Raw genomic sequence first — 17,467 nt, 5'->3', positions numbered from 1 at the left:
GCGCTGCCTGACCATGAGGACGGGGGCTCTGTCGTGGGGGGGCCGGGACACCGGGCGCCTGGGACGAGGTTTTCAGTTCGCCGCCGCCACTGCTTCGGGCAGGTTCGCGACGGCCGGCCGGGCGGGGGGCGCGGTGGTCTGCCGGGCGGCGTGGCAGAAGCTGCACGCGTGCCAGTGCGGCGGCCACCACGTCTGGTCGGGGTCGGCGATTCTGTGCGGGGCGAGCGTCATCTCGCCGGTGTCCAGGCCGCACAACGTGAGAGGGCCGCATGTTCCCGAGTCTCCGGCGGGCACGGCATGTGCGCGGCGCACCGGGTGCTGCGGGTCCGCGGGTGTGCGGCCGGGGCCCAGGACGCGCACGTTGCTCGGCATGTCCAGCTCCAGCACGACGACGATGTCCATACCCCTCAGCGTGACCGCTGCCCCGCCCTGTCGCACCCGCACGCTGCCATCCGGACCAGAGGAAGCCGTCGATGCTGAAACCGCCCGCAACCGTCGGCTGGTTGAGTCTCATCCGCTTGCTCGTGGAGGGGCGATCCTCCCTGTGACCGTCCTCCGTGCAGTCTTCCGGACGAACTATGACCTGGTCACCGCCTGTTCGTGCGGTCGCGGCGGGCGATGTCGATGTTGAGGGCGGTTGCGAAGGCGGACCATGCGGCGTACGGGATCAGGGCGGTGGCTGCTGTTCGGTCGGCGTGGGCGGTGCGTCGGATGAGGTCGGTGTTGCTGAGGTCCAGTACGAGGGTGCCTGCCGCGCCGGCCGTCGGGCTGCGGCCGTGGAAGAAGAGCCAGTTCCACGCGGTGTTCAGGGTGAGGTTGACGCCGAGGCTTGCAGTGAGGGCTCGGCGCTCCTGGCCGTGCGTTTTGAGCAGGGCCCGGCCGCCGGCCCAGGCGATCGACGCGTACAGCGGGGTCCATACCGCGCCGAACGCCCAGCCGGGAGGCTGCCACGGCGGCTTGGCCAAGGACCGGTACCAGGCGCTGTCGGCATCCACTGCCCGCCCACCGATGATCGCTGTCGCCGTCACGGCCGACGTGGTGGCCGCATACACCTGCCAGCGGCCGCGGGTAGGGCGCTGTGATCGTTCGCTGATGATCCTCATACACCTTCGCCTGCCCCTCCGACGCAGTCTCAACGGCGCGCGGCCCACCGGATCGCCCGGGCTGCGTTGCCGGGCCGGTTCGGGCCCGAGATGTAGGCAGTTCTCCCGTGACCGGGAGTCGGGTCCTTGTGTGTCACCGGTTCACGGGTTGTCCGTCAGTGCCGGTGAGGGTTGACGATGAAACGCGGGCCGCGGGCCTTGCGGGCGCAGTTCAGCTCTTCGGGTGCCTTCGTCATCGCGGTGGTGAGCAGCCCTGCCGCCTCGTCCCGGCATCTGTCCAGGCCGCAGGTCCTGGAAGTTCTGGAAACGCGCCGCACCCCGCTGCCCCCGCCCCGAATGAGCAGGCTGCCCGCTTCCTACGCCGCACAGGACGGTCGCCACGGCCGGTCGCCGCGCCGCCTTACTGTGCAGCCAGGGGTGGGCTGTCACCGGTAGGGCTTGTGGTCTGCGACGTGACCGACGGCCCCCGGTACCCAGAGGATGAGCCCGATGACGACGAGGGCGATGCCGATGGTCCACAGGATGGATATGCCGTCGAGGAAACCGACGACGAGGATGACCCCGAGGACGATCACGACGACCTCCGTGCTGTTCCGTCCTCCCCTTTCTCGCCACGCGGATCTCGGGGCGGGGCCGCACCGGCGATCCGGACGGCCGGGTCCCGGCCGACCCGACGGCACGGCCCGCTCTCAGTGCGGTGGTGCCCATCGCCCCGGCTGTGGGCCGCCGCCGCCGGCGGCCCACCGGGTCGGCGATCGTTGCCTACGGGACCACGACCGTGAGTGTGACGAGCGGACGGCAGCCTTATGCGAGGAGGGCGTCGGCGGCCTTCTTGAGTGAGCTGGGCTGCTGGGGCCGTTTGGGCGCGGTGGCGCGGACTTCGAGCATTCGGGCGCCGATCTCCTGAAGCTCCTTGCGTCCGAGGGCGGCCCGGACTTTGGGGAACCAGTCGCCTTCCTCCTCTTCGATGTGGTGGCCGACCGACTCGATGAGGACGGTGGTCTTGGCGTCGAAGCGTTCGTCATCGGGTCCGAGGGCGTCGAGTTCCGCACAGAGCACGTCCGCGACGTGATGTTCCTCGTAGGACTCCAGGATGTCGCTTTCGAGGTCCGGGACGAGCTTGCGGACCTCGGGGTACATGACCTCGTTCTCGATGTAGGTGTGGACCGTCAGCGCCTCCACGATCTTGCTGACCAGGTCGGCCTTCTGTGCCTTCGCATCGTCACCGGTGGCTTCGAAGGCCCGGAAAAGCCGACGTACCTCCTTGTGGTCCTCCTTGAGAAGGACGATGGCGTCGGTTGACATACGAACTCCTTTCGAGGTGGTCTACTCAGCGCCTGCCCGCGTTTGCGGCGATTAGACCAGAATGACTGCGACTGCCGGACAGCAGAGCACCGGCAGGGACCGGGAGTGGGGTTGCTCCTTTTTGCGGAGCCGTGAGTTGCCGTTCTCAATGAGGTCGCGGACGGTCTCAGCACGCTGGTGACGGAGACCGGCGCCGACGAAAGGGACATCACCTTACGTTCCGCGCCTTGACGGCGCCGCGGGGTTCGATCTTCAGGTCGCCGTGGGTCACCGCGCGCATCCTGTCGCCGGCGAGCATGTCATGCGGGAAGCCGAGTTCGATCGCGCTGGCCTTGTCGAGCCGGGCCAGCTGGGAGGCCGTGAAGTCGACATCCAGGGCGCCCAGATTGTCCTCCAGTTGCGCGAGGGTGCGGGCGCCGATGAGCGGTGCCGTCACGTCCGGGTTCTGCAGGGTCCAGGCCAGCCCGACCTGGGCGGTTGTGCGGCCCAGCTCCGTGGCGACCTCCTTCACGACATCAGCGATGTCCAGGTTGCGTTCGGTGAGCCCGCCGTTGGCGATGTTGAAATGTTTACGGGTGCCGTCGCCGACGGCAGTGTTCGTCGCGGTCAGGTCGTCGCGGCTGTACTTGCCGGTGAGCACCCCGCCGGCCAGTGGCGAGTACGGCACCACGCCCAACCCCATCTCGCGTGCCATGGGGATCAGGTCACGTTCCCCGGTACGCTCGATCAGGTTGTATTCGATCTGCAGGGCGACCAGCGGCGACCAGCCGCGCAGCTCGGCGATCGCCTGCATGTGCGACACCTGCCAGGCGGGGGTGTTGGAGATTGCCACGTACAGGACCTTGCCCTGCCGGACCAGATCGTCCAGGCCGCGCAGGATCTCTTCAACCGGTGTCGTGAAATCCCACACGTGAAGGTAGAGCAGATCGATGTAGTCCGTATTCAGCTGCCGCAGACTGGCTTCCACTGACGCGAACAGGCTCTTACGATGAGGGCCCCCGGAATTCGGGTCGCCGGGACGACGCAGCGTGGTGTATTTCGTTGCCAGCACCAGGCTTTCGCGGTTGTCGCGGGTGAATTCGCCCAGCAGGCGCTCGGAGCTGCCATCGGTGTAGGTGTTGGCGGTGTCGATGAAGTTTCCACCGCGTTCGACGTAGAGGTCGAACAGCTCACGCGCCTCGTCCTGCCCGGTGCCCCAGCCCCACTCGGTGCCGAAGGTCGCCGCGCCCAGCGCCAGCGAAGAGACCCGCAGTCCGGAGCGGCCCAGCAACCGGTAGGTGTCGAGGGTGAGCGACATCGTGTCCTCCTGCGTGTGTGATCCGTTGTCGAGAACAAGTCTGTGACCGCCGCAAGCCGGGGATAAGGGAAGGAAGTTCCTGGGAACACCAGTCCTACCCTGACTGTTCGATCGAACATGATGACCCGCACCGTGAACACGACACAGGAGCTGGCCGCGTTCCTTCGGACCCGGCGCGAACGCCTGGATCCGCGCGACTTCAATCTGCCGGCGCGCCAGCGGGCCCGGCGGACCCCGGGATTGCGTCGCGAAGAGGTCGCCGAACTGGCCGGGGTCAGCATCGACTACATCGTGCGGCTGGAACAGGCCCGGGGGCTGCGGCCCTCAGCGAACGTGGTGGAGGCACTGGCACGGGCGCTGCGCCTGGCCCCGGACGAACGCGCCTACCTCTTCAACCTGGCCCAGCAGCGCCCCCGCAACGCCGCCAAACCCGCCACCACTGCGGCGCCGTCGCTGGCCCGGCTGGTCACCGACCTGTCGCCGCTGCCGGCCATGCTGATGAACCACCGCTACGACATCCTGGCCTGGAACGCCGAAATGGCCAGGCTGCTGATGGACTTCGACACCCTGCCGCCGTCGCAGCGCAATGCGATGTGGCTGTGCCTGCTGCATCCGGAAATGCGCGAGTTCTATGTCGACCGCGAGCGCGTCGCGCGGGAGGGGATCGCCCACCTGCGCGCAGCGTGGGCCGCGCACCCGGAGGACCAGGCGTTGACCGACCTCATCATCGAATGCACCAGCCATAACGAGGAATTCGCGCGATTGTGGGCCGAGCGAGACGTGAAGGTCAACGGCCCCGGACACAAGGAGATGCGGCATCCGGGCGCCGGGGTGATCGCCGTGTACTTCGAAGTGCTTGTGCCACTCCAAGATCCGGACCAGCGGTTGATGATCGGCCGCGCGGCGGACGGTGAGAGCCAGTCGGCATTGGACCGGTTGTGCGCACGGTGACGTCAAGAGGTTGTGCGCGGGACACCAGCCTGGCCGCCGATCAGGCAGCGCCGCGAACAATCCGGTCCGGTCCGCCAGCACTTGACGGTGGGCCGTGTCTTTCCGGGATAGAGGGGTGCGTTTGCGCTGTTCAGGCAGAGGGGTGGCGGTCGGCCAACCGCACGACATGCCGTCAGAAGAGCCATCCACTCAACCTGACAGTGTCTCCGTGGAGCGCGGTTCAGCCGCCCAGCTTGGCCGCACGGCGTACGTCGTCGGCGTAGGCCCCGGGCTGTTCCCAGGCTGCGAAGTGGCCGCCGGAAGGGTGTTCCACGTAGTCGTGGAGGTTGAGGAACGCCTCAGCGTAGCTTCGCGGCTCCGGTTTCAGGTCGCGTGGGAACACGGAGAGCACGGTCGGCGTGTCGATCCGGTCAGGAAGGGTGGCCGGTTCGACGTAGGTGGCGAATGAGGTGGCGATCGTGCCGGTGACCCAGTAGGCGGTGACCCAGGTGAGAAGCTCGTCCGGAGTGAAGGCCGACTCGTCGGACCAGGACTCCAGTTTCTCGACGATCCATGCCATGAGGCCGGCTGGTGAGTCGCCGAGGGCGACGGCGAGCGTGTTCGGCCGCGTCGACTGCTCCGCGATGTACCCTCCTTCGCTTCGGAACCACTGCGCCGACCGGCGGAGGTAGGCGGCCGCGTCGGGGGCGAGCTTCGCCGGGTCCGCCGTGAGCGCGCGCAGCGGGGCGATGTTCGTGAGGTGCAGGGCAGTCACCCGGTCCGGGTGTTCGGCCGCGAGGATTTCCGCGACGGTGCCACCCACGTCGCCGCCGGACACCGTGTACCGCGAGTAGCCGAGCTCGTCGAGAGCGTCCGCGACGATATCGGCGATCCTGTTGACCGAGACGCCGGGAGTGGTGAGCGGGGCTGCGAAGGGGAAGCCCGGCAGCGCGGGAACCACCACGTGCATGTCCGCGAGCAGGGGCAGGACGCGCTCGAACCGCAGCACCGAGTCCGGCCAGCCGTGCAGTAGTACGACCACAGGGGCGTTGGGATTCGCGGACCGCTGGTGGATCACCCGGAGGCCGGTGTCGCCTGCCTGCACCGTCACCCAGGGGAGCTCCCTGATACGGCGCTCGTGCACGCTCCAGTCGTACCCGTCCACCCAGCGTTCGAGCAGTTCGTCGAGGCGGGTACTGCTGATGCCGTGCGTCCCGTCGTCACTCCACGGGGTCGTGACACGCCGCGTCCGCCGGATCCGCTCTCGCAGTTCGTCCATCATGTGTATCAGCGTACACACGATGTGTATGCTCGTACACATGACTTTGCGCAATGCGGCCGCCACCAGGCAGCGGATCCTGGAGCACGCTCAACGCCAGTTCGCCCAGCACGGGTACGCGGCGATCACGGTCAAAGGCGTGGCCGACGCGGCCTGTGTGTCGCCCAACCTGATCACGCGCTATTTCGGCGGCAAGGACGGCCTCTTCCTGGCGGCGACCCGGGTGGAGCTTCCGGTCTCGGACTCCTTCGACGGCGACCGGTCCGCGCTGGGGTCGCGCCTCGCGGCGAGCATTGTCCAGCGTTGGTTCGGTGGACCCGGGGAGGATCCGCTGCTCGTGCTGCAACGCGCGTCCGGCGAGCGCCCGGAGGCAGCGGAGGCGCTGGCCGCATTCCTCGACGCGAACTCGCTGGAGCCACTGCACCGCTACCTGCGTGACAGCGGCCTGGACGACGGGGAGGCCCGCAGCCGAGCCGCCGCGATCGACGCCTTCGTGCTCGGCGTCTCGACCCGCCGCCGGGTCCTGCGTTCCGAACTCGGCGACCCCGCCGATCTCCAGGCCTGGCTGAGCGCCACCATTCAACACCTCGCCGACAGGTGAAACGCCATCGTCGAGCACGGGGCCGCGGCGGGCATCGAGGTCACGAGCGCCCGTTGCGCCCCCGTAACCAGGGGATTCGTCGTCCAGCCCCGGCGCTGGGGTCGTCGAGCGGAGCCTCGGCCGCCTCGTGAACCACCGAGACCGGCCCGCGACCGCTGGGTCCCGCCGGCCCGCTCGGAACCATGGTCCACGTTGCGATGATCAACCCGACGACCTGTCGACTCCCCGACGAGGCGCCCCGATCGACGTAACCACTTCCAGATGCCGGCTGTCGAGGCCGATCAGCAGCCCAGGGGGATTCAGCGAGTCCGCCGAATCGGACCCCAGCGCCCCGGTGAGGTTGATCGACTCCGGATCCACTGCAACGGAGTCCGAGAACTCGTCGCTTCCTACGGCCTGTTGACCAACGAGATCGGAACCGCGAACGAGGCCCTTCGCAGGTAGCTCACCGCCCGAACAGATCCGATGGTTACCTGCATCAACCGGCGCGCCCCCGGACCCAGAGCGGTACGTCCCCTGTGGTCCGGTCGTCGTTGCGATGTGGATGGGTGAGCTGGTGGGCCGGCGCCGCCGTCAGGGCTGCCGGGTCGACGGTCCGCTCGTGGATTGCTCTTCCCGCTCCTGTCCGGTCGTGGCGGACCAGCCGGCGAGCAGCTTCAAGCCGTCTTCGGTGGCGGTTCCGGGTGGCGCGCTGTAGACGACCACGCTCAGGCCGCTTCCGTCCGGCAGGCTCATGGTCTCCTGGTCGAGTTCCAGGTGGCCGACGAGCGGATGGTTGAGGCGTTTGGTGCTCTGGCGGAAGACATGCACGTCGTGGGATCCCCACATCACGCGGAAGACATCGCTGCGGGTGGACAGTTCGCCGACCAGGTTCGACACTTCCCGGTCGTAGGGGTTCCTCCCCGCCTCGATGCGCAGCGCGCCCACCGCGAAGCGGGCCATGCGCTCCCAGTCGGGGTAGAACCGCCTGGCCGCGGGGTTGAAGAACGCGAACCGGGCGACGTTCGCCCGGCAGGTCGGGTCGTCGTACATCGGCGCGTACAGGGCCCGGCCGAGCGGGTTGGCGGCCAGCGTGTCGAGGCGATTGTTCATCACGTACGCCGGCAGCTCCGGCATTCCTTCGACGATCCGGGCCACGCTCGGCCGCACCGTCGGTCGGACCTCCCGCTGCCGTGCCCGCGCGCCGGGTGCCGGTCCTGCGGCGCGGGCGAGGTCGTACAGGTACATGCGCTCGGTGTCATCGAGCATCAGGGCCTGGGCGAGGGCTTCCAGCACGCTGTGGTCCGCCTCAAGGTCGAGTACCTGCCCGGCGAGCGCCGCGAGGCGAAGCCGCTGTGGCTGTGGTCCTCGGCCACCGGCATCGACACCGCGCACCTGGACCGGATCTGGCGCACCTTCCTACGCAGATTCGACCTCGAGCACATCTTTCGCCTGCTCAAGGGCACCCTCGGCTGGACCGCACCGCAGTTCCGCGCGCCGGACACCGCCGACCTGTGGACCTGGCTGGTCATCGTCGCCCACACCCAGCTCCGCCTGGCCCGCCCGCTGGCCGCCGACCTGCGCCGCCCCTGGGAACGCCCCCTGCCCACAGCGAAGTTGACCCCGGCCTGGGTCCGCCGCGGGTTCCGCAACATCCGCGCGAAGGTCCCCACCCGGCCCGAGTGCCGAAACCCTTCCGGCCCGGCCCCGGACGGCCACCGGGTTCGAAGAACCGCAAGCCGGCACCCCGCCACCACGTCGGCAAGACGGTCAAACGCGAACCCACACTCCAAGCCCACCTCGCCGCGCGAGGTTAAAGATCAAGCTATCGACAGTCTGTTCGGCGGCCCGTCGCACACATCAAGCACAGCGGGGCTTCGCCCAGACCTACCACCGCCAGGTCGCGATGGATGAGGGTTACCACGAGGCGCTGCTGGTGGGGCAGGGCGGTTGTGATCGCCGAGGGCTCGATCACCAATGTCGGTTTCATCGAGGGCGACACCGTGGTCTGGCCGGACGAACCGTGCTCCAGGGCATGGCGATGCAGGCGCTCGGCCGTGAACTGGCCGCCGCCGGGTCGAGTCCAAGCGCCGGCCGGTGTTCCTCAGTGAAGTGGCGTCGTTCGACGGCGCCTTTCCACCAAATCCGCAGATTCGCCGCGGTCGGCCGGATCGACGGCGACCAGCAGCAGATCTCTACCGCTCGTCGTCTTCCGCTCGCGGGCTGTTCGACAGGTCGCTGTCCATACCGGCGATCTTCCGCAGGACACTGGCCGCCATCGCCCGCTCGGCAGAGGGCAGAGCCTCCAGGAGCTGCTCATTGACACGTTCGGCGGCCGGAGTGAGGCCGCTCAGGAGGCGGTCACCGTCCGGCGTGAGGTCGAGCAGGGTGCGCCGGCGGTCGGCCTCGTCCCGGACCTGGGTGACGTAGTGCTGGTCGGTGAGCCGGCGGACTATGTGGTTGACCGTCGAGCGGTCCAGCGATGTGGCGGAGGCCAGGGTGCGCTGGTCGATGCCGGGGGTTCGGGCCAGGGTGTTGAGGACGGCGAACTGCTGGGAGGTGACGTCCCTTGAGACGTGGGTGGCCCAGAGTGCGGTGTGGACCTGCTCTGCTCGGCGGATCAGATGCCCGACGTAGTTCTCCAGGTCGAGCGCGCGTGCCAATGCTTCGTCCTCTGCTGCCGAGGTGGCGCCGCCGTGATCGCGGGCGGGTTCCGTTCATGATTCCACAAGTCGACGGCGCCATCTCGAAGAGCTGTACAACGCGTCAGTGCGACGGGGCGGGCGCCGAGCGTCGCCCGGGCCGCTGTCCGTAGGGGATGGCGTTGGACCCGTCCACGCCGACCTCCAGGCGCCCGATGCGTTCGATGTCGACCACGACACGCTCGCCGTGGCTGAGCGGACCGACGCCGGCCGGTGTGCCGGTGGCGATGACGTCGCCGGGGTGCAGGGTCATGACCGAGCTGGTGTAGGCGATCAGTTCGCGGACGCCGAAGATGAGGTCGGCGGTGTTGGTGCGCTGGCGGGTCGTGCCGCCCACGTCGCAGCGCAGGTCCAGGGCGTCGGGCTCGGGGATCTCGTCGGCGGTGACGATCCACGGGCCGATGGGGGTGAAGGTGTCGAAGGACTTGCGGGTGGACCGGTCCTCGTCGGAGCGGACGGTGATGTCCAGGAGGCAGGTGTAGCCGAAGACGTGCTGAAGGGCCTCCTCGGCGCTGACGTGGGAGGCGGTGCGTCCGATGACGACGCCCAGCTCGCCCTCCTGGTCGGTCCGCTTGTCGCTGTAGGGCAGGAGGATGTTCTCTCCGGGCCCGATCACCGAGGAGTTGGCCTTGAGGAAGACGCCGAGGTCGGCGACCGAGGTGGTGTACTCCATCTCGGCCTTGTGGTCGAGGTAGTTGACGGGCGCTCCGATGATCTTCCCGGGCAGGGGGAGCGGGGCTTCGAGCGCCGCTCCGGACAGGGGCGTGCGCAGACCGGAGGCGAGGTCGGGCAGCCGGACCGTGCCTGCGGCCAACTGCTCGATGTGGCGGTGCAGCGGGCCCGCGGGTCCGTAGGGCCCCGGTCCGGCGAGCTGTTCGGTGACGTCGACCAGGTCGTCGCCGTCGACGATGCCGAGTCTGCCGTGGTTGAAGAGGGCGAGGCGCATGTGGGTTCCTTGCTGGGTGGTTGGGCGAGGAGTCGTTCAGGCGCCGGGGTCGGCCGGCTCGGCGCGGTAGAGGCCGAGGGAGCGCATGACGGGTTCGTCGCTGTAGGAGAACAGGACGGCGTCCTGGGAGGCGGTGTTGATGTGCCGGTACGAGCTCCAGCCGGGGACGGCGAAGGTGTCGTGCTTCGACCAGTCGAGCCGTACGCCGTCGACCACGGTGGCGCCTTCGCCGCGGACCACGTTGAAGATGGTGGATGCCGTGTGGCGGGAGCCGGCTCCTTGGAACCCGGGGCGCAGGCGGTGGATCCGGCAGCCGATGGTGGGCATGACGGGGCCGCCGGTCCAGGGGTTGGTGTACTCCAGCACGATGCCGTCGACGTCGCTGCCTTCGGCGGTGTCCGCGATGGCGTCGAGGGCGCGGGCGGTCTCGGTCCAGGTGTAGCGGGTCACGGGCGAGTTGGGGCCGTCCGGGGTCAGCCAGGCCGGGGTGAGCCGGCCGTGCAGGAACTGCCGGCTGCCCGCGTCGTCCGGCCGGGTGACCGGTTGCAGGCGTTGCGGGTACTTCTCGTAGAAGCCGGCCTCCAGTGCGTTGACGAGGGGGTAGTCCAGGGCGTCGAGCCAGATCATCGGGGCGTCGCCCCGATGGGTGTGGTCGTGCCAGTGCCAGCCGGGCGTCAGGAGCAGGTCACCGGGGGCCATGTGGACCGGTTCGCCGTTGACGGTCGTCCAGGCGCCGCTGCCCTCCAGGATGAAGCGGAAGGCGTTGGAGGTGTGCCGGTGCGCCTGGGCGGTCTCACCGGGGAGGATGATCTGGAGCCCGGCGTAGAGGGTGTTGACGGTGGCCGGCGGGTCTGTGAGGCCCGGGTTGACCAGCATGAGCACTCGGCGTTCGGCCTCGTCGAGGGAGAGCGTCCGCGCGAAGTGCATCAGGTGCGGGCGCAGTTCCTGCCAGCTCCACCGGTGGGGGGTGGCCCGGCTGCGGGGCTCGGTAGGGAAGAGGTTGCCGTAGAAGCGCCACAGTGGGGCTGCGCCGAGGTCTTCGAGCGCCTTGTAGGCGTCGTCGGTCATGCTTGTCTCCGTTCGGTCGTTCCTCAGGCTGCGGCTGTGACGGTGCCGCCGGTCGGTGTCCACACCCAGGAGATGTCGTCGAAGCCGTCCGCCGAACGGCTGCCGAGCAGGGTGTTGCGGAGGGTGGCCGCCGTGCCTTCCAGGTGGCAGATCTCGCCGAAGCGACGCGCGTTGGTCTGGATCAGGCCCGCGCGTCGACGGCGCCGCCCGGCGTAGGAGGCGAATGCGTCCGTGATGTCGGTCGACTCCTCCAGGGCGCGGCCGAGGGCGGTCGCGTCCTCCAGGGCCTGGCAGGCGCCCTGGGCGAGGTACTGGAGCATGGGATGGGCCGCGTCGCCGAGGAGCGCGATCCGCCCGTGAACCCAGGCGTCGAGGGGCGGCCGGTCGTACAGGGGCCAGCGCCGCTCGCGTGACACCAGGGGCAGAGCGTCGCGGACTGCCCGGCAGGCGCCGGCGAAGCGTTCCTCGAGTTCGGCCTCGGTGCCCCAGTCGTCGGATTCCGGCGTGTAGTGGTCGCTCTCGAAGACCGCGACCTGGTTGTACAACTCACCTCGGCGGACCGGGTACTGGACCAGGTGCGACCGGGGGCCGGCCCACACCATCACGGCTTCGGACGCGGCGTGCTGGGACATGGGGCCCGTCATCCGCTCGGCGGGCAGGGCCCCGCGGAACGCGACGTAGCGGGAGCAGACAGGATCCTCGTCGCCGACGAGCGCCTGACGCAGCCTGGAGCGGAGGCCGTCGGCGGCCACGACTGCGCCCGCCGTCAGCACCTCGGACGTCTCCTCGAAGTGCAGCCGTACGCCGGAGTCGTCCTGCTCGGCGCGGGTCACCGTATGGCCGGTGTGCAGGGTGACCCGCGGGTGGGTCTGGCAGGCGGCGAGCAACGCGGCATGCAGGTCCGTGCGGTGGGTGACGAGGTAGGGATGGCGGAAGCGCTCCCGGTAGGCCTCGCTGCGCAGGTCGAGTTCGGTGATCTGGACGCCGCTGACGGCATCCATCATGACCAGCCGGGGCGGGGTGACGGCCGTGCGCTGCACGTCGGCCAGGATGCCGAGCTCGTCCAGGGCGAGCGAGGCGTTCGGGGCCAGCTGCAGGCCGGCGCCGATCTCGCCGAACCGGGTGGCGCGCTCGACGAGGGTGACGGTGCGGCCGGCGCGGGCGGCCGCGAGAGCCGCGGCCAGTCCGCCGATGCCTCCGCCCACTACGGCGAGTTGGCAGGACCGGAGGGACGAGGGCATGGGGTCTCCTCGGTGGGCAGGCGGGTGGAGGAAGGTGAACGATCGACGGATCCGCATCAAGGCAGATGATCAGTACATCAATCGTTGATGCATGGACGATAGGAGGTGCGGGGCCTGGAGGTCAATGGCCCGGTCGTCTCCAGGTGAGTGGAGGGGTTCGCGTCTGGAACGGTTCATTCGCTCGGGTGGCGCGGGTATTCGTGTCGCTGATGCTTCGAGAGCGGTCCATCGAAATATGCGAGGTAATGCCGGAGGTCTTGACCTCCGGATATGGAGACCCTAGGTTCCCGAATGGCATGAAACGATTCATTATCCGGCCGTGAGCACGGCTTCTGCCGTTTGCCGCGCGCCGGCCCCCACCACTCGGCCGCCTGCCCCCACCCGCCAAGGCCGTCGCCGTTCAGTCCGGCGTCCCTCCGAACGAGGCGACGCCCCACTGTCCCCGCCGCCGCGCCGTCCCTGTCGTCCCGGCGTCATCGCCCGCGTGGATTCGCGCCCGCAGACCGTCGCCGTGCCCGATGGGCGCCCTGCCGTGGCATGGCCCTGCCGTGGCATCGCCCTGCCATGGCACTGCCCCGCCGTCCCGTGCTGCCCCACATCTCCGGAACGCCCCCCCACATGCCGTGCCACCGGCCGGCACTAGACTCGACTGGAGAGTCCCATGAACCGTCGCACGTTCCTCACCACAGCCGTCCTGACCTCGTTGGCCACCACCGTGGTGCCCGCGGTCGCGGCGTCCGGTCGCGGTGCCGTCGCGTCAGCCTCGACCCCGCAGAGCCGCGCTGCCCAGCTCCTCGCCGTGATGACGCCGGCACAGAAGGAGGCGCTCGTCCGCTGCGACTTCGCCGCTCTGGCCTCCCTGGGCATTCCGGCCCTGACCATGGCCGACGCCTCGGCGGGCCTGCGTGGCGAGACGGGTGTGACGGCGTTCCCCGTGCCCGTCGCCCAGGCCGCCACCTTCGACGCCGGACGGGCCGGAAGCCTGGGTGCGGCCCTGGGCGCCGAAGGCCGCGCGAAGGGCTACAACAACCTGCTCGCCCCCACTGTCGACATCGCCCGGCACTGGCGCTCGGGCCGTCAGGCCGAGGGAATGGGCGAGGACCCGTACCTCGCCGGCACGCTGGCCGCCAACCTCACAGCACGGATGCAGCAGCAGGGCGTGGTGGCCACGGTGAAGCACTTCGGCGCTTACACGCAGGAGACCGACCGCACCTCCGTCAACGTCACGGCCTCCGACCGGGCCCTCCACGAGATCTACGAGGCGCCCGTTCGCCGCGTTGTGGCCACCACGCCGCTCACCTCGGTGATGGTGTCGTACCCCAAGGTCAACGGCACCTTCGCCGTCCAGAACGCCGCCCTGTTCGCCGACCTCAAGACGACCATCGGCCTCCAGGGCTACACGGTTCCCGACTTCTGGGCCGGGGACGACCAGGTGGCCGCAGCCCGCGCCGGTATGGACCTCGCGGGCCTGGGTCCCGGCGCCGTGCAGATTCCCGCCGGCAGCCTCACTTCAGGTATCAGCGCCGCACGTCTGGACGACGCGGCCCGTCGGATCCTGACCACCATGATCGCCGCCGGGCTGTTCGACAACCCGCTTCCCACCCCGTCCGCGAACGTCAGCACCCAGGTGAACCGGGATCTCGCCCACGACCTGGCCGTCCACGGCACCGTGCTACTGCAGAACCGCAACTCCGTCCTGCCGCTGGCCGGGTCCGCGTCAGTCGCCGTCATCGGCCCGGCGGGTGTCGACGCCATCACCGGTGTCTCCGGCTCCACCTACGTCGACCCCGGTTCGTGGACCACACCTCTCCAGGCCATCAGGAACCGGGCGGGCAGCACGTCGGTCACCCACACCCAGGGCAGCCTCGGCGACATCCCCCTCACGCCCGTGCCCTCCGGAGTTCTCCGCACGGCCGCCGGTGCGGCCGGCCTGACCGTCAGCTACTACGCCGGAGCCCAGGCCAGCGGGACCCCCGTCGTCACGGAGACCGTCGCCGGCATCGACTTCGCGCAGGCGCCGCTCGCAAGCCTGCCCCCGGTCTGGTCGGCGCGCTACACGGGCAGGCTCACCCCGACCAGCACCGGCCTGCACCGCTTCTCGCTGCTGCCCTCCGGCACCGCCGGCCTCACGGTCAACGGGACCACGGTGGTCTCCGGGACCCGCCACATGCGGCGATTCTTCCTGGGCCCCTTCGACTACCCCCTCCAGGGCACGACGACCCTCACCGCCGGCAGCACCGTCGACATCGAGGTCGTCTACACCAACGCCACGGCTCAGTACGGCCAGGTCGGCCTCACCCTCGGCTGGCAGCCGGATACCCTGATCCCGGCGGCCGTCGCCGCCGCGCGGGCCGCCGACACGGTCGTCGTGCTCGCCAACCGCACCGCCGGCGAGGACATGGACCACGGCGGCCTCGACCTCCCCGGCGACCAGAACCAGCTGATCGCCGCCGTCGCCGCGGCCAATCCGCGCACCGTGGTGGTGCTCAACACCGACGGCCCGGTCGCCATGCCGTGGCTCGGCAGCGTCGCGGCCGTGGTGCAGAGCTGGTACGGAGGACAGGCCATGGGGACGGCCCTGGCCGCGGTCCTCTTCGGCGACAGTGACCCCGCAGGCCGCCTGCCGGTCACCTTCCCTGCCGCACCCGCCCAGGGGCCCGGCAGTACCCCCGCGACCTACCCCGGCGACGGCGTCACCGTCGCCTACAGCGAGGACATCGCGGTCGGGTACCGCTACTACGACCGCAACGGCCAGAGCCCCCTGTTCCCCTTCGGGCACGGCCTCTCCTACACCACCTTCGCCCTGGGGGACCTCACCACCTCCTACGACGCCTCCGCCAAGCTGCTCACCGCCACCGTCAACGTGACCAACTCCGGTGCCCGGACCGGCTGGAGCGTCGTCCAGCTCTACGCGGCTCTTCCGGCGGCCGCCAACGCGGAGCCCCGCCGGCTGGTCGGGTTCCGCAAGCTCCAGCTCGCACCCAAGGCCAGCACCCGGGTGAGCTTCACCGTCCCCGCCGAGGACCTGTCCGTCTGGCAGTCCGGTGCCTGGGCACTCGTCCCGGGCCTCTACACCGTCCACGCCGGCCGGTCCTCCCGCGACCTTGCCGCCCAGCGGACACTCACGATCAGCTGACCTGGCAGAGCACTCGCAAGCCCTCCGGAACCGGCGGCCGCCGGTTCCGGAGGGCTGCTGTCGTGGGCGTCCCTCGTCCGTGTCACCGGGGCGGCTCCCGTCCGTCCTCGGCGATGGCCACGCCGTCGCGGTCACTGTCGGAGGTGCGCGGGCGGCCTCTCGCGGGCTCGCAGGTGGCGCCGACTGCCCGCTGCGGTACACCCGGGCACCGCCGTCCGAAGGAGTCGGAACGCTCCTCCCCGGCGCCGCTGCCGGGAGGCGGCCGTCTGTCACGGCAGGATGACACCGGCAACCTGTTCCCGGGGGACTCCCTCGATCAGGTCGAACAGCGGTGTCCCGCCTTCACCGGCCGGTACGCGCTCGGCCGGCGCCGCTCTGGCTCGGGCCGACTTCTCCCGGTACAGGGCGAACGAAGAGGTCGCGCCCATGGCGGAGCGGCGCCACCTCCCGGTGACGCCGCTCGTCCGCTGTTCGCGGCTGAGGTCAGACAGCCGCGGCCTTCACCGTCGCCGGGGTGGCGCCGCGCCGGGCACGGGCGACGGCCAGGCCCAGGGCCACCACGGCGGTCACCGCGGCGAGCACGCCGACGGCGCCGGCCAGGGTGCCGACGGCTCCGGCGAGCCCGAGCAGGGCGAGCGGGCAGAGGAACTCGCCGAGGAAGAAGGCCGCGTTCCACAGGCCGGTGCCACGGCCACGGTCCTCGTGGCGCAGCAGCGCCAGGGTGCGGGTCACCAGCGTGGGCAGCAGCAGCCCCGTGGCCAGGCAGTTGACCACCGCGCCCAGGACCAGCAGCGGAGTGCTGGGAGCGAAGCACATGACGGCGAAGCCGGCGGCGCAGACGGCGAGCACCAGCGGCAGCAGTGCTTCGGCACGCCGGGCCAGTCGGGGGAACGACGCGGCGCCCGCCACGGTCGCCGCGCTGGCTGCCGCCGCTGCGAGTCCGGCCGCGGCGGCCGAGGTCACCCCGAGGTCCTCCAGCAGGTACGACATCTCCACCGGGACGGTGTAGAAGACGATCGCGCCGAAGAAGGTCAGTGCGCAGGGAGCGGCGAGGCTCCGCAGCGGGAACGGGCGGCGTTCCCCGCTGCGCGTCTCCGAGGCCGTCTCCGGATGGACGGGCCGCAGACGCGTGGCCATCAGCGGTGCCAGCACGAGCCCGACCGCGTAGGCCCAGAAGGGCGCCCGCCACCCGGCGGAGCCGGCCGCTCCGCCGAGCACGAAGAAGGCGGTCGCCGACAGCGAGGCGCACATGGCCTGAAGGGCGAGATAGCGCTCGCGTTCGCGGCCCGACCAGTAGTCGCCGATCAGGGTGGTGCAGCACGTCATGATCGCGGCTTCGGCGATGCCCACCAGGACCCGGCCGGCCACGATGGCGCCCAGTGAGTCGAGCCACAGCGGCGCCGTACCGACGAGGGCGTACACCACGGTGGAGACCGTCAGCAGTCGCCTGCGGCCCAGCCTGTCCACGAGGACCCCGGCGAACGGTGCCAGTAGGGCGAGGGCGAGGGCGGGCACTGTGAGCACGACCGGCACCAGGACTTCGGCGCCCGGCGTGGTGGCGAAGTGGTCCTGCATCCGTGGCAGGACGGGGGCGATGAGGACCGCCCCCAGGATCGGCAGACAACTGCCGGCCATCAGCAGGGCGGCCGTCGACCGCGGGCGCGGGGGTGGGCTGCCGTTCGGTGCGGCGCTCGCCACGGTGGCGGGACCGGGGGCAGGAATTGGCATGACGGCTCCGTATCGATGGTTGGGGGACCACGGCCGCCGCAATCGGGTGCGACGGGGGTCGGCCGGTCGGGGGAGGCCCTCCGGGCCGGCGACGGGCACCGTGCGGGCGGGTCGCAGTGGCAGCCATCCTGGGGGCCGCGGGCGCCGGGGGG

16 protein-coding genes and 1 pseudogene are annotated in these 17,467 nt (G+C 70.2%); 4 read left to right on the top strand and 13 right to left on the bottom strand.

What is annotated here, in order from left to right; translation table 11 throughout:
• Positions 1 to 72: 72 nt before the first annotated feature.
• The 5 genes from OG823_RS01020 to OG823_RS01000 form a co-directional block, all read right to left on the bottom strand.
• The gene (locus OG823_RS01020; RefSeq protein WP_371476600.1) at positions 73 to 402 is read right to left on the bottom strand and encodes a hypothetical protein; all 330 of its coding nucleotides are present in this window, start codon (positions 400 to 402) and stop codon (positions 73 to 75) included.
• A 185-nt stretch (positions 403 to 587) separates the two neighbouring features.
• The gene (locus tag OG823_RS01015; protein WP_371476598.1) at positions 588 to 1,028 is read right to left on the bottom strand and encodes a TspO/MBR family protein; all 441 of its coding nucleotides are present in this window, start codon (positions 1,026 to 1,028) and stop codon (positions 588 to 590) included.
• Positions 1,029 to 1,528: 500 nt separating this feature from the next.
• The gene (locus OG823_RS01010; protein WP_371476596.1) at positions 1,529 to 1,678 is read right to left on the bottom strand and encodes a hypothetical protein; all 150 of its coding nucleotides are present in this window, start codon (positions 1,676 to 1,678) and stop codon (positions 1,529 to 1,531) included.
• 229 nt (positions 1,679 to 1,907) lie between these two features.
• A complete protein-coding gene (locus OG823_RS01005) occupies positions 1,908 to 2,408 on the bottom strand; it encodes a hemerythrin domain-containing protein (RefSeq protein ID WP_371476595.1) in 501 nt (166 codons plus the stop codon).
• Positions 2,409 to 2,616: 208 nt separating this feature from the next.
• On the bottom strand, positions 2,617 to 3,705 hold the full coding sequence (locus OG823_RS01000; protein ID WP_371476593.1) for an aldo/keto reductase: 1,089 nt from the start codon (positions 3,703 to 3,705) through the stop codon (positions 2,617 to 2,619).
• A gap of 132 nt (positions 3,706 to 3,837) precedes the next feature.
• Here OG823_RS01000 and OG823_RS00995 point away from each other — a divergent pair, with 132 nt between their 5' ends.
• Positions 3,838 to 4,656 carry a helix-turn-helix transcriptional regulator gene (locus OG823_RS00995; protein ID WP_371476592.1) on the top strand — a complete coding sequence of 273 codons (819 nt, stop codon included), beginning with the start codon at positions 3,838 to 3,840 and terminating at the stop codon, positions 4,654 to 4,656.
• A 220-nt stretch (positions 4,657 to 4,876) separates the two neighbouring features.
• On the opposite strand, the gene OG823_RS00990 is transcribed toward OG823_RS00995, so the two are convergent.
• A complete protein-coding gene (locus tag OG823_RS00990) occupies positions 4,877 to 5,917 on the bottom strand; it encodes an epoxide hydrolase family protein (RefSeq protein ID WP_371476591.1) in 1,041 nt (346 codons plus the stop codon).
• A gap of 37 nt (positions 5,918 to 5,954) precedes the next feature.
• Between OG823_RS00990 and OG823_RS00985 the strand changes: the two genes are divergently transcribed.
• Positions 5,955 to 6,515 carry a TetR/AcrR family transcriptional regulator gene (locus OG823_RS00985; protein WP_371476590.1) on the top strand — a complete coding sequence of 187 codons (561 nt, stop codon included), beginning with the start codon at positions 5,955 to 5,957 and terminating at the stop codon, positions 6,513 to 6,515.
• 573 nt (positions 6,516 to 7,088) lie between these two features.
• Here OG823_RS00985 and OG823_RS00980 read toward each other — a convergent pair.
• A complete protein-coding gene (locus tag OG823_RS00980) occupies positions 7,089 to 7,742 on the bottom strand; it encodes a transcriptional regulator (RefSeq protein ID WP_371484263.1) in 654 nt (217 codons plus the stop codon).
• On the opposite strand from OG823_RS00980, the pseudogene OG823_RS00975 reads away from it, so the two are divergent.
• A pseudogene (locus tag OG823_RS00975) lies at positions 7,740 to 8,311 on the top strand (transposase); the annotation flags it as partial. The gene OG823_RS00980 and the pseudogene OG823_RS00975 sit on opposite strands and share 3 nt — an antisense overlap.
• A gap of 378 nt (positions 8,312 to 8,689) precedes the next feature.
• Here the strand turns inward: OG823_RS00975 and OG823_RS00970 are convergent.
• The 4 genes from OG823_RS00970 to OG823_RS00955 all read right to left on the bottom strand — a co-directional run bounded on the left by OG823_RS00970 (position 8,690) and on the right by OG823_RS00955 (position 12,451).
• Positions 8,690 to 9,157 (bottom strand): MarR family winged helix-turn-helix transcriptional regulator, encoded by a 468-nt coding sequence (locus OG823_RS00970; protein ID WP_371476589.1) that lies wholly within the window; start codon positions 9,155 to 9,157, stop codon positions 8,690 to 8,692.
• Positions 9,158 to 9,260: 103 nt separating this feature from the next.
• Positions 9,261 to 10,142: a fumarylacetoacetate hydrolase family protein gene (locus OG823_RS00965; RefSeq protein WP_371476588.1), complete on the bottom strand. Its 882-nt coding sequence runs from the start codon at positions 10,140 to 10,142 to the stop codon at positions 9,261 to 9,263.
• A gap of 36 nt (positions 10,143 to 10,178) precedes the next feature.
• Positions 10,179 to 11,210 (bottom strand): cupin domain-containing protein, encoded by a 1,032-nt coding sequence (locus tag OG823_RS00960; RefSeq protein ID WP_371476586.1) that lies wholly within the window; start codon positions 11,208 to 11,210, stop codon positions 10,179 to 10,181.
• A gap of 23 nt (positions 11,211 to 11,233) precedes the next feature.
• Positions 11,234 to 12,451 carry an FAD-dependent monooxygenase gene (locus OG823_RS00955; RefSeq protein ID WP_371476585.1) on the bottom strand — a complete coding sequence of 406 codons (1,218 nt, stop codon included), beginning with the start codon at positions 12,449 to 12,451 and terminating at the stop codon, positions 11,234 to 11,236.
• 661 nt (positions 12,452 to 13,112) lie between these two features.
• Between OG823_RS00955 and OG823_RS00950 the strand changes: the two genes are divergently transcribed.
• Entirely contained in the window at positions 13,113 to 15,587 is a 2,475-nt protein-coding gene (locus OG823_RS00950; RefSeq protein ID WP_371476584.1) for a glycoside hydrolase family 3 protein, read from the top strand.
• 269 nt (positions 15,588 to 15,856) lie between these two features.
• On the opposite strand, the gene OG823_RS00945 is transcribed toward OG823_RS00950, so the two are convergent.
• Positions 15,857 to 16,015, bottom strand: coding sequence for a hypothetical protein (locus OG823_RS00945; protein ID WP_371476583.1), 159 nt, complete (start codon positions 16,013 to 16,015; stop codon positions 15,857 to 15,859).
• A 55-nt stretch (positions 16,016 to 16,070) separates the two neighbouring features.
• Positions 16,071 to 17,315 (bottom strand): MFS transporter, encoded by a 1,245-nt coding sequence (locus OG823_RS00940; RefSeq protein ID WP_371476582.1) that lies wholly within the window; start codon positions 17,313 to 17,315, stop codon positions 16,071 to 16,073.
• Between the last annotated feature and the right edge of the window lie 152 nt (positions 17,316 to 17,467).

This window comes from Kitasatospora sp. NBC_00315 (assembly GCF_041435095.1).
Taxonomy (GTDB): Bacteria; Actinomycetota; Actinomycetes; order Streptomycetales; family Streptomycetaceae; genus Kitasatospora.
Note: the sequence above shows the minus strand (reverse complement) of the source record. Positions and strands in the feature narration are given on the sequence as shown.

Bases quoted from the DNA above. Each gene is read 5' to 3' on its own strand.
- OG823_RS01020 (WP_371476600.1), bottom strand. From the start codon at position 402: ATGGACATCGTCGTCGTGCTGGAGCTGGACATGCCGAGCAACGTGCGC.
- OG823_RS01005 (WP_371476595.1), bottom strand. From the start codon at position 2,408: ATGTCAACCGACGCCATCGTCCTTCTCAAGGAGGACCACAAGGAGGTA.
- OG823_RS01000 (WP_371476593.1), bottom strand. From the start codon at position 3,705: ATGTCGCTCACCCTCGACACCTACCGGTTGCTGGGCCGCTCCGGACTG.
- OG823_RS00990 (WP_371476591.1), bottom strand. From the start codon at position 5,917: ATGATGGACGAACTGCGAGAGCGGATCCGGCGGACGCGGCGTGTCACG.
- OG823_RS00985 (WP_371476590.1), top strand. From the start codon at position 5,955: ATGACTTTGCGCAATGCGGCCGCCACCAGGCAGCGGATCCTGGAGCAC.
- OG823_RS00980 (WP_371484263.1), bottom strand. From the start codon at position 7,742: ATGTACCTGTACGACCTCGCCCGCGCCGCAGGACCGGCACCCGGCGCG.
- OG823_RS00965 (WP_371476588.1), bottom strand. From the start codon at position 10,142: ATGCGCCTCGCCCTCTTCAACCACGGCAGACTCGGCATCGTCGACGGC.
- OG823_RS00960 (WP_371476586.1), bottom strand. From the start codon at position 11,210: ATGACCGACGACGCCTACAAGGCGCTCGAAGACCTCGGCGCAGCCCCA.
- OG823_RS00955 (WP_371476585.1), bottom strand. From the start codon at position 12,451: ATGCCCTCGTCCCTCCGGTCCTGCCAACTCGCCGTAGTGGGCGGAGGC.
- OG823_RS00950 (WP_371476584.1), top strand. From the start codon at position 13,113: ATGAACCGTCGCACGTTCCTCACCACAGCCGTCCTGACCTCGTTGGCC.
- OG823_RS00945 (WP_371476583.1), bottom strand. From the start codon at position 16,015: ATGGGCGCGACCTCTTCGTTCGCCCTGTACCGGGAGAAGTCGGCCCGA.
- OG823_RS00940 (WP_371476582.1), bottom strand. From the start codon at position 17,315: ATGCCAATTCCTGCCCCCGGTCCCGCCACCGTGGCGAGCGCCGCACCG.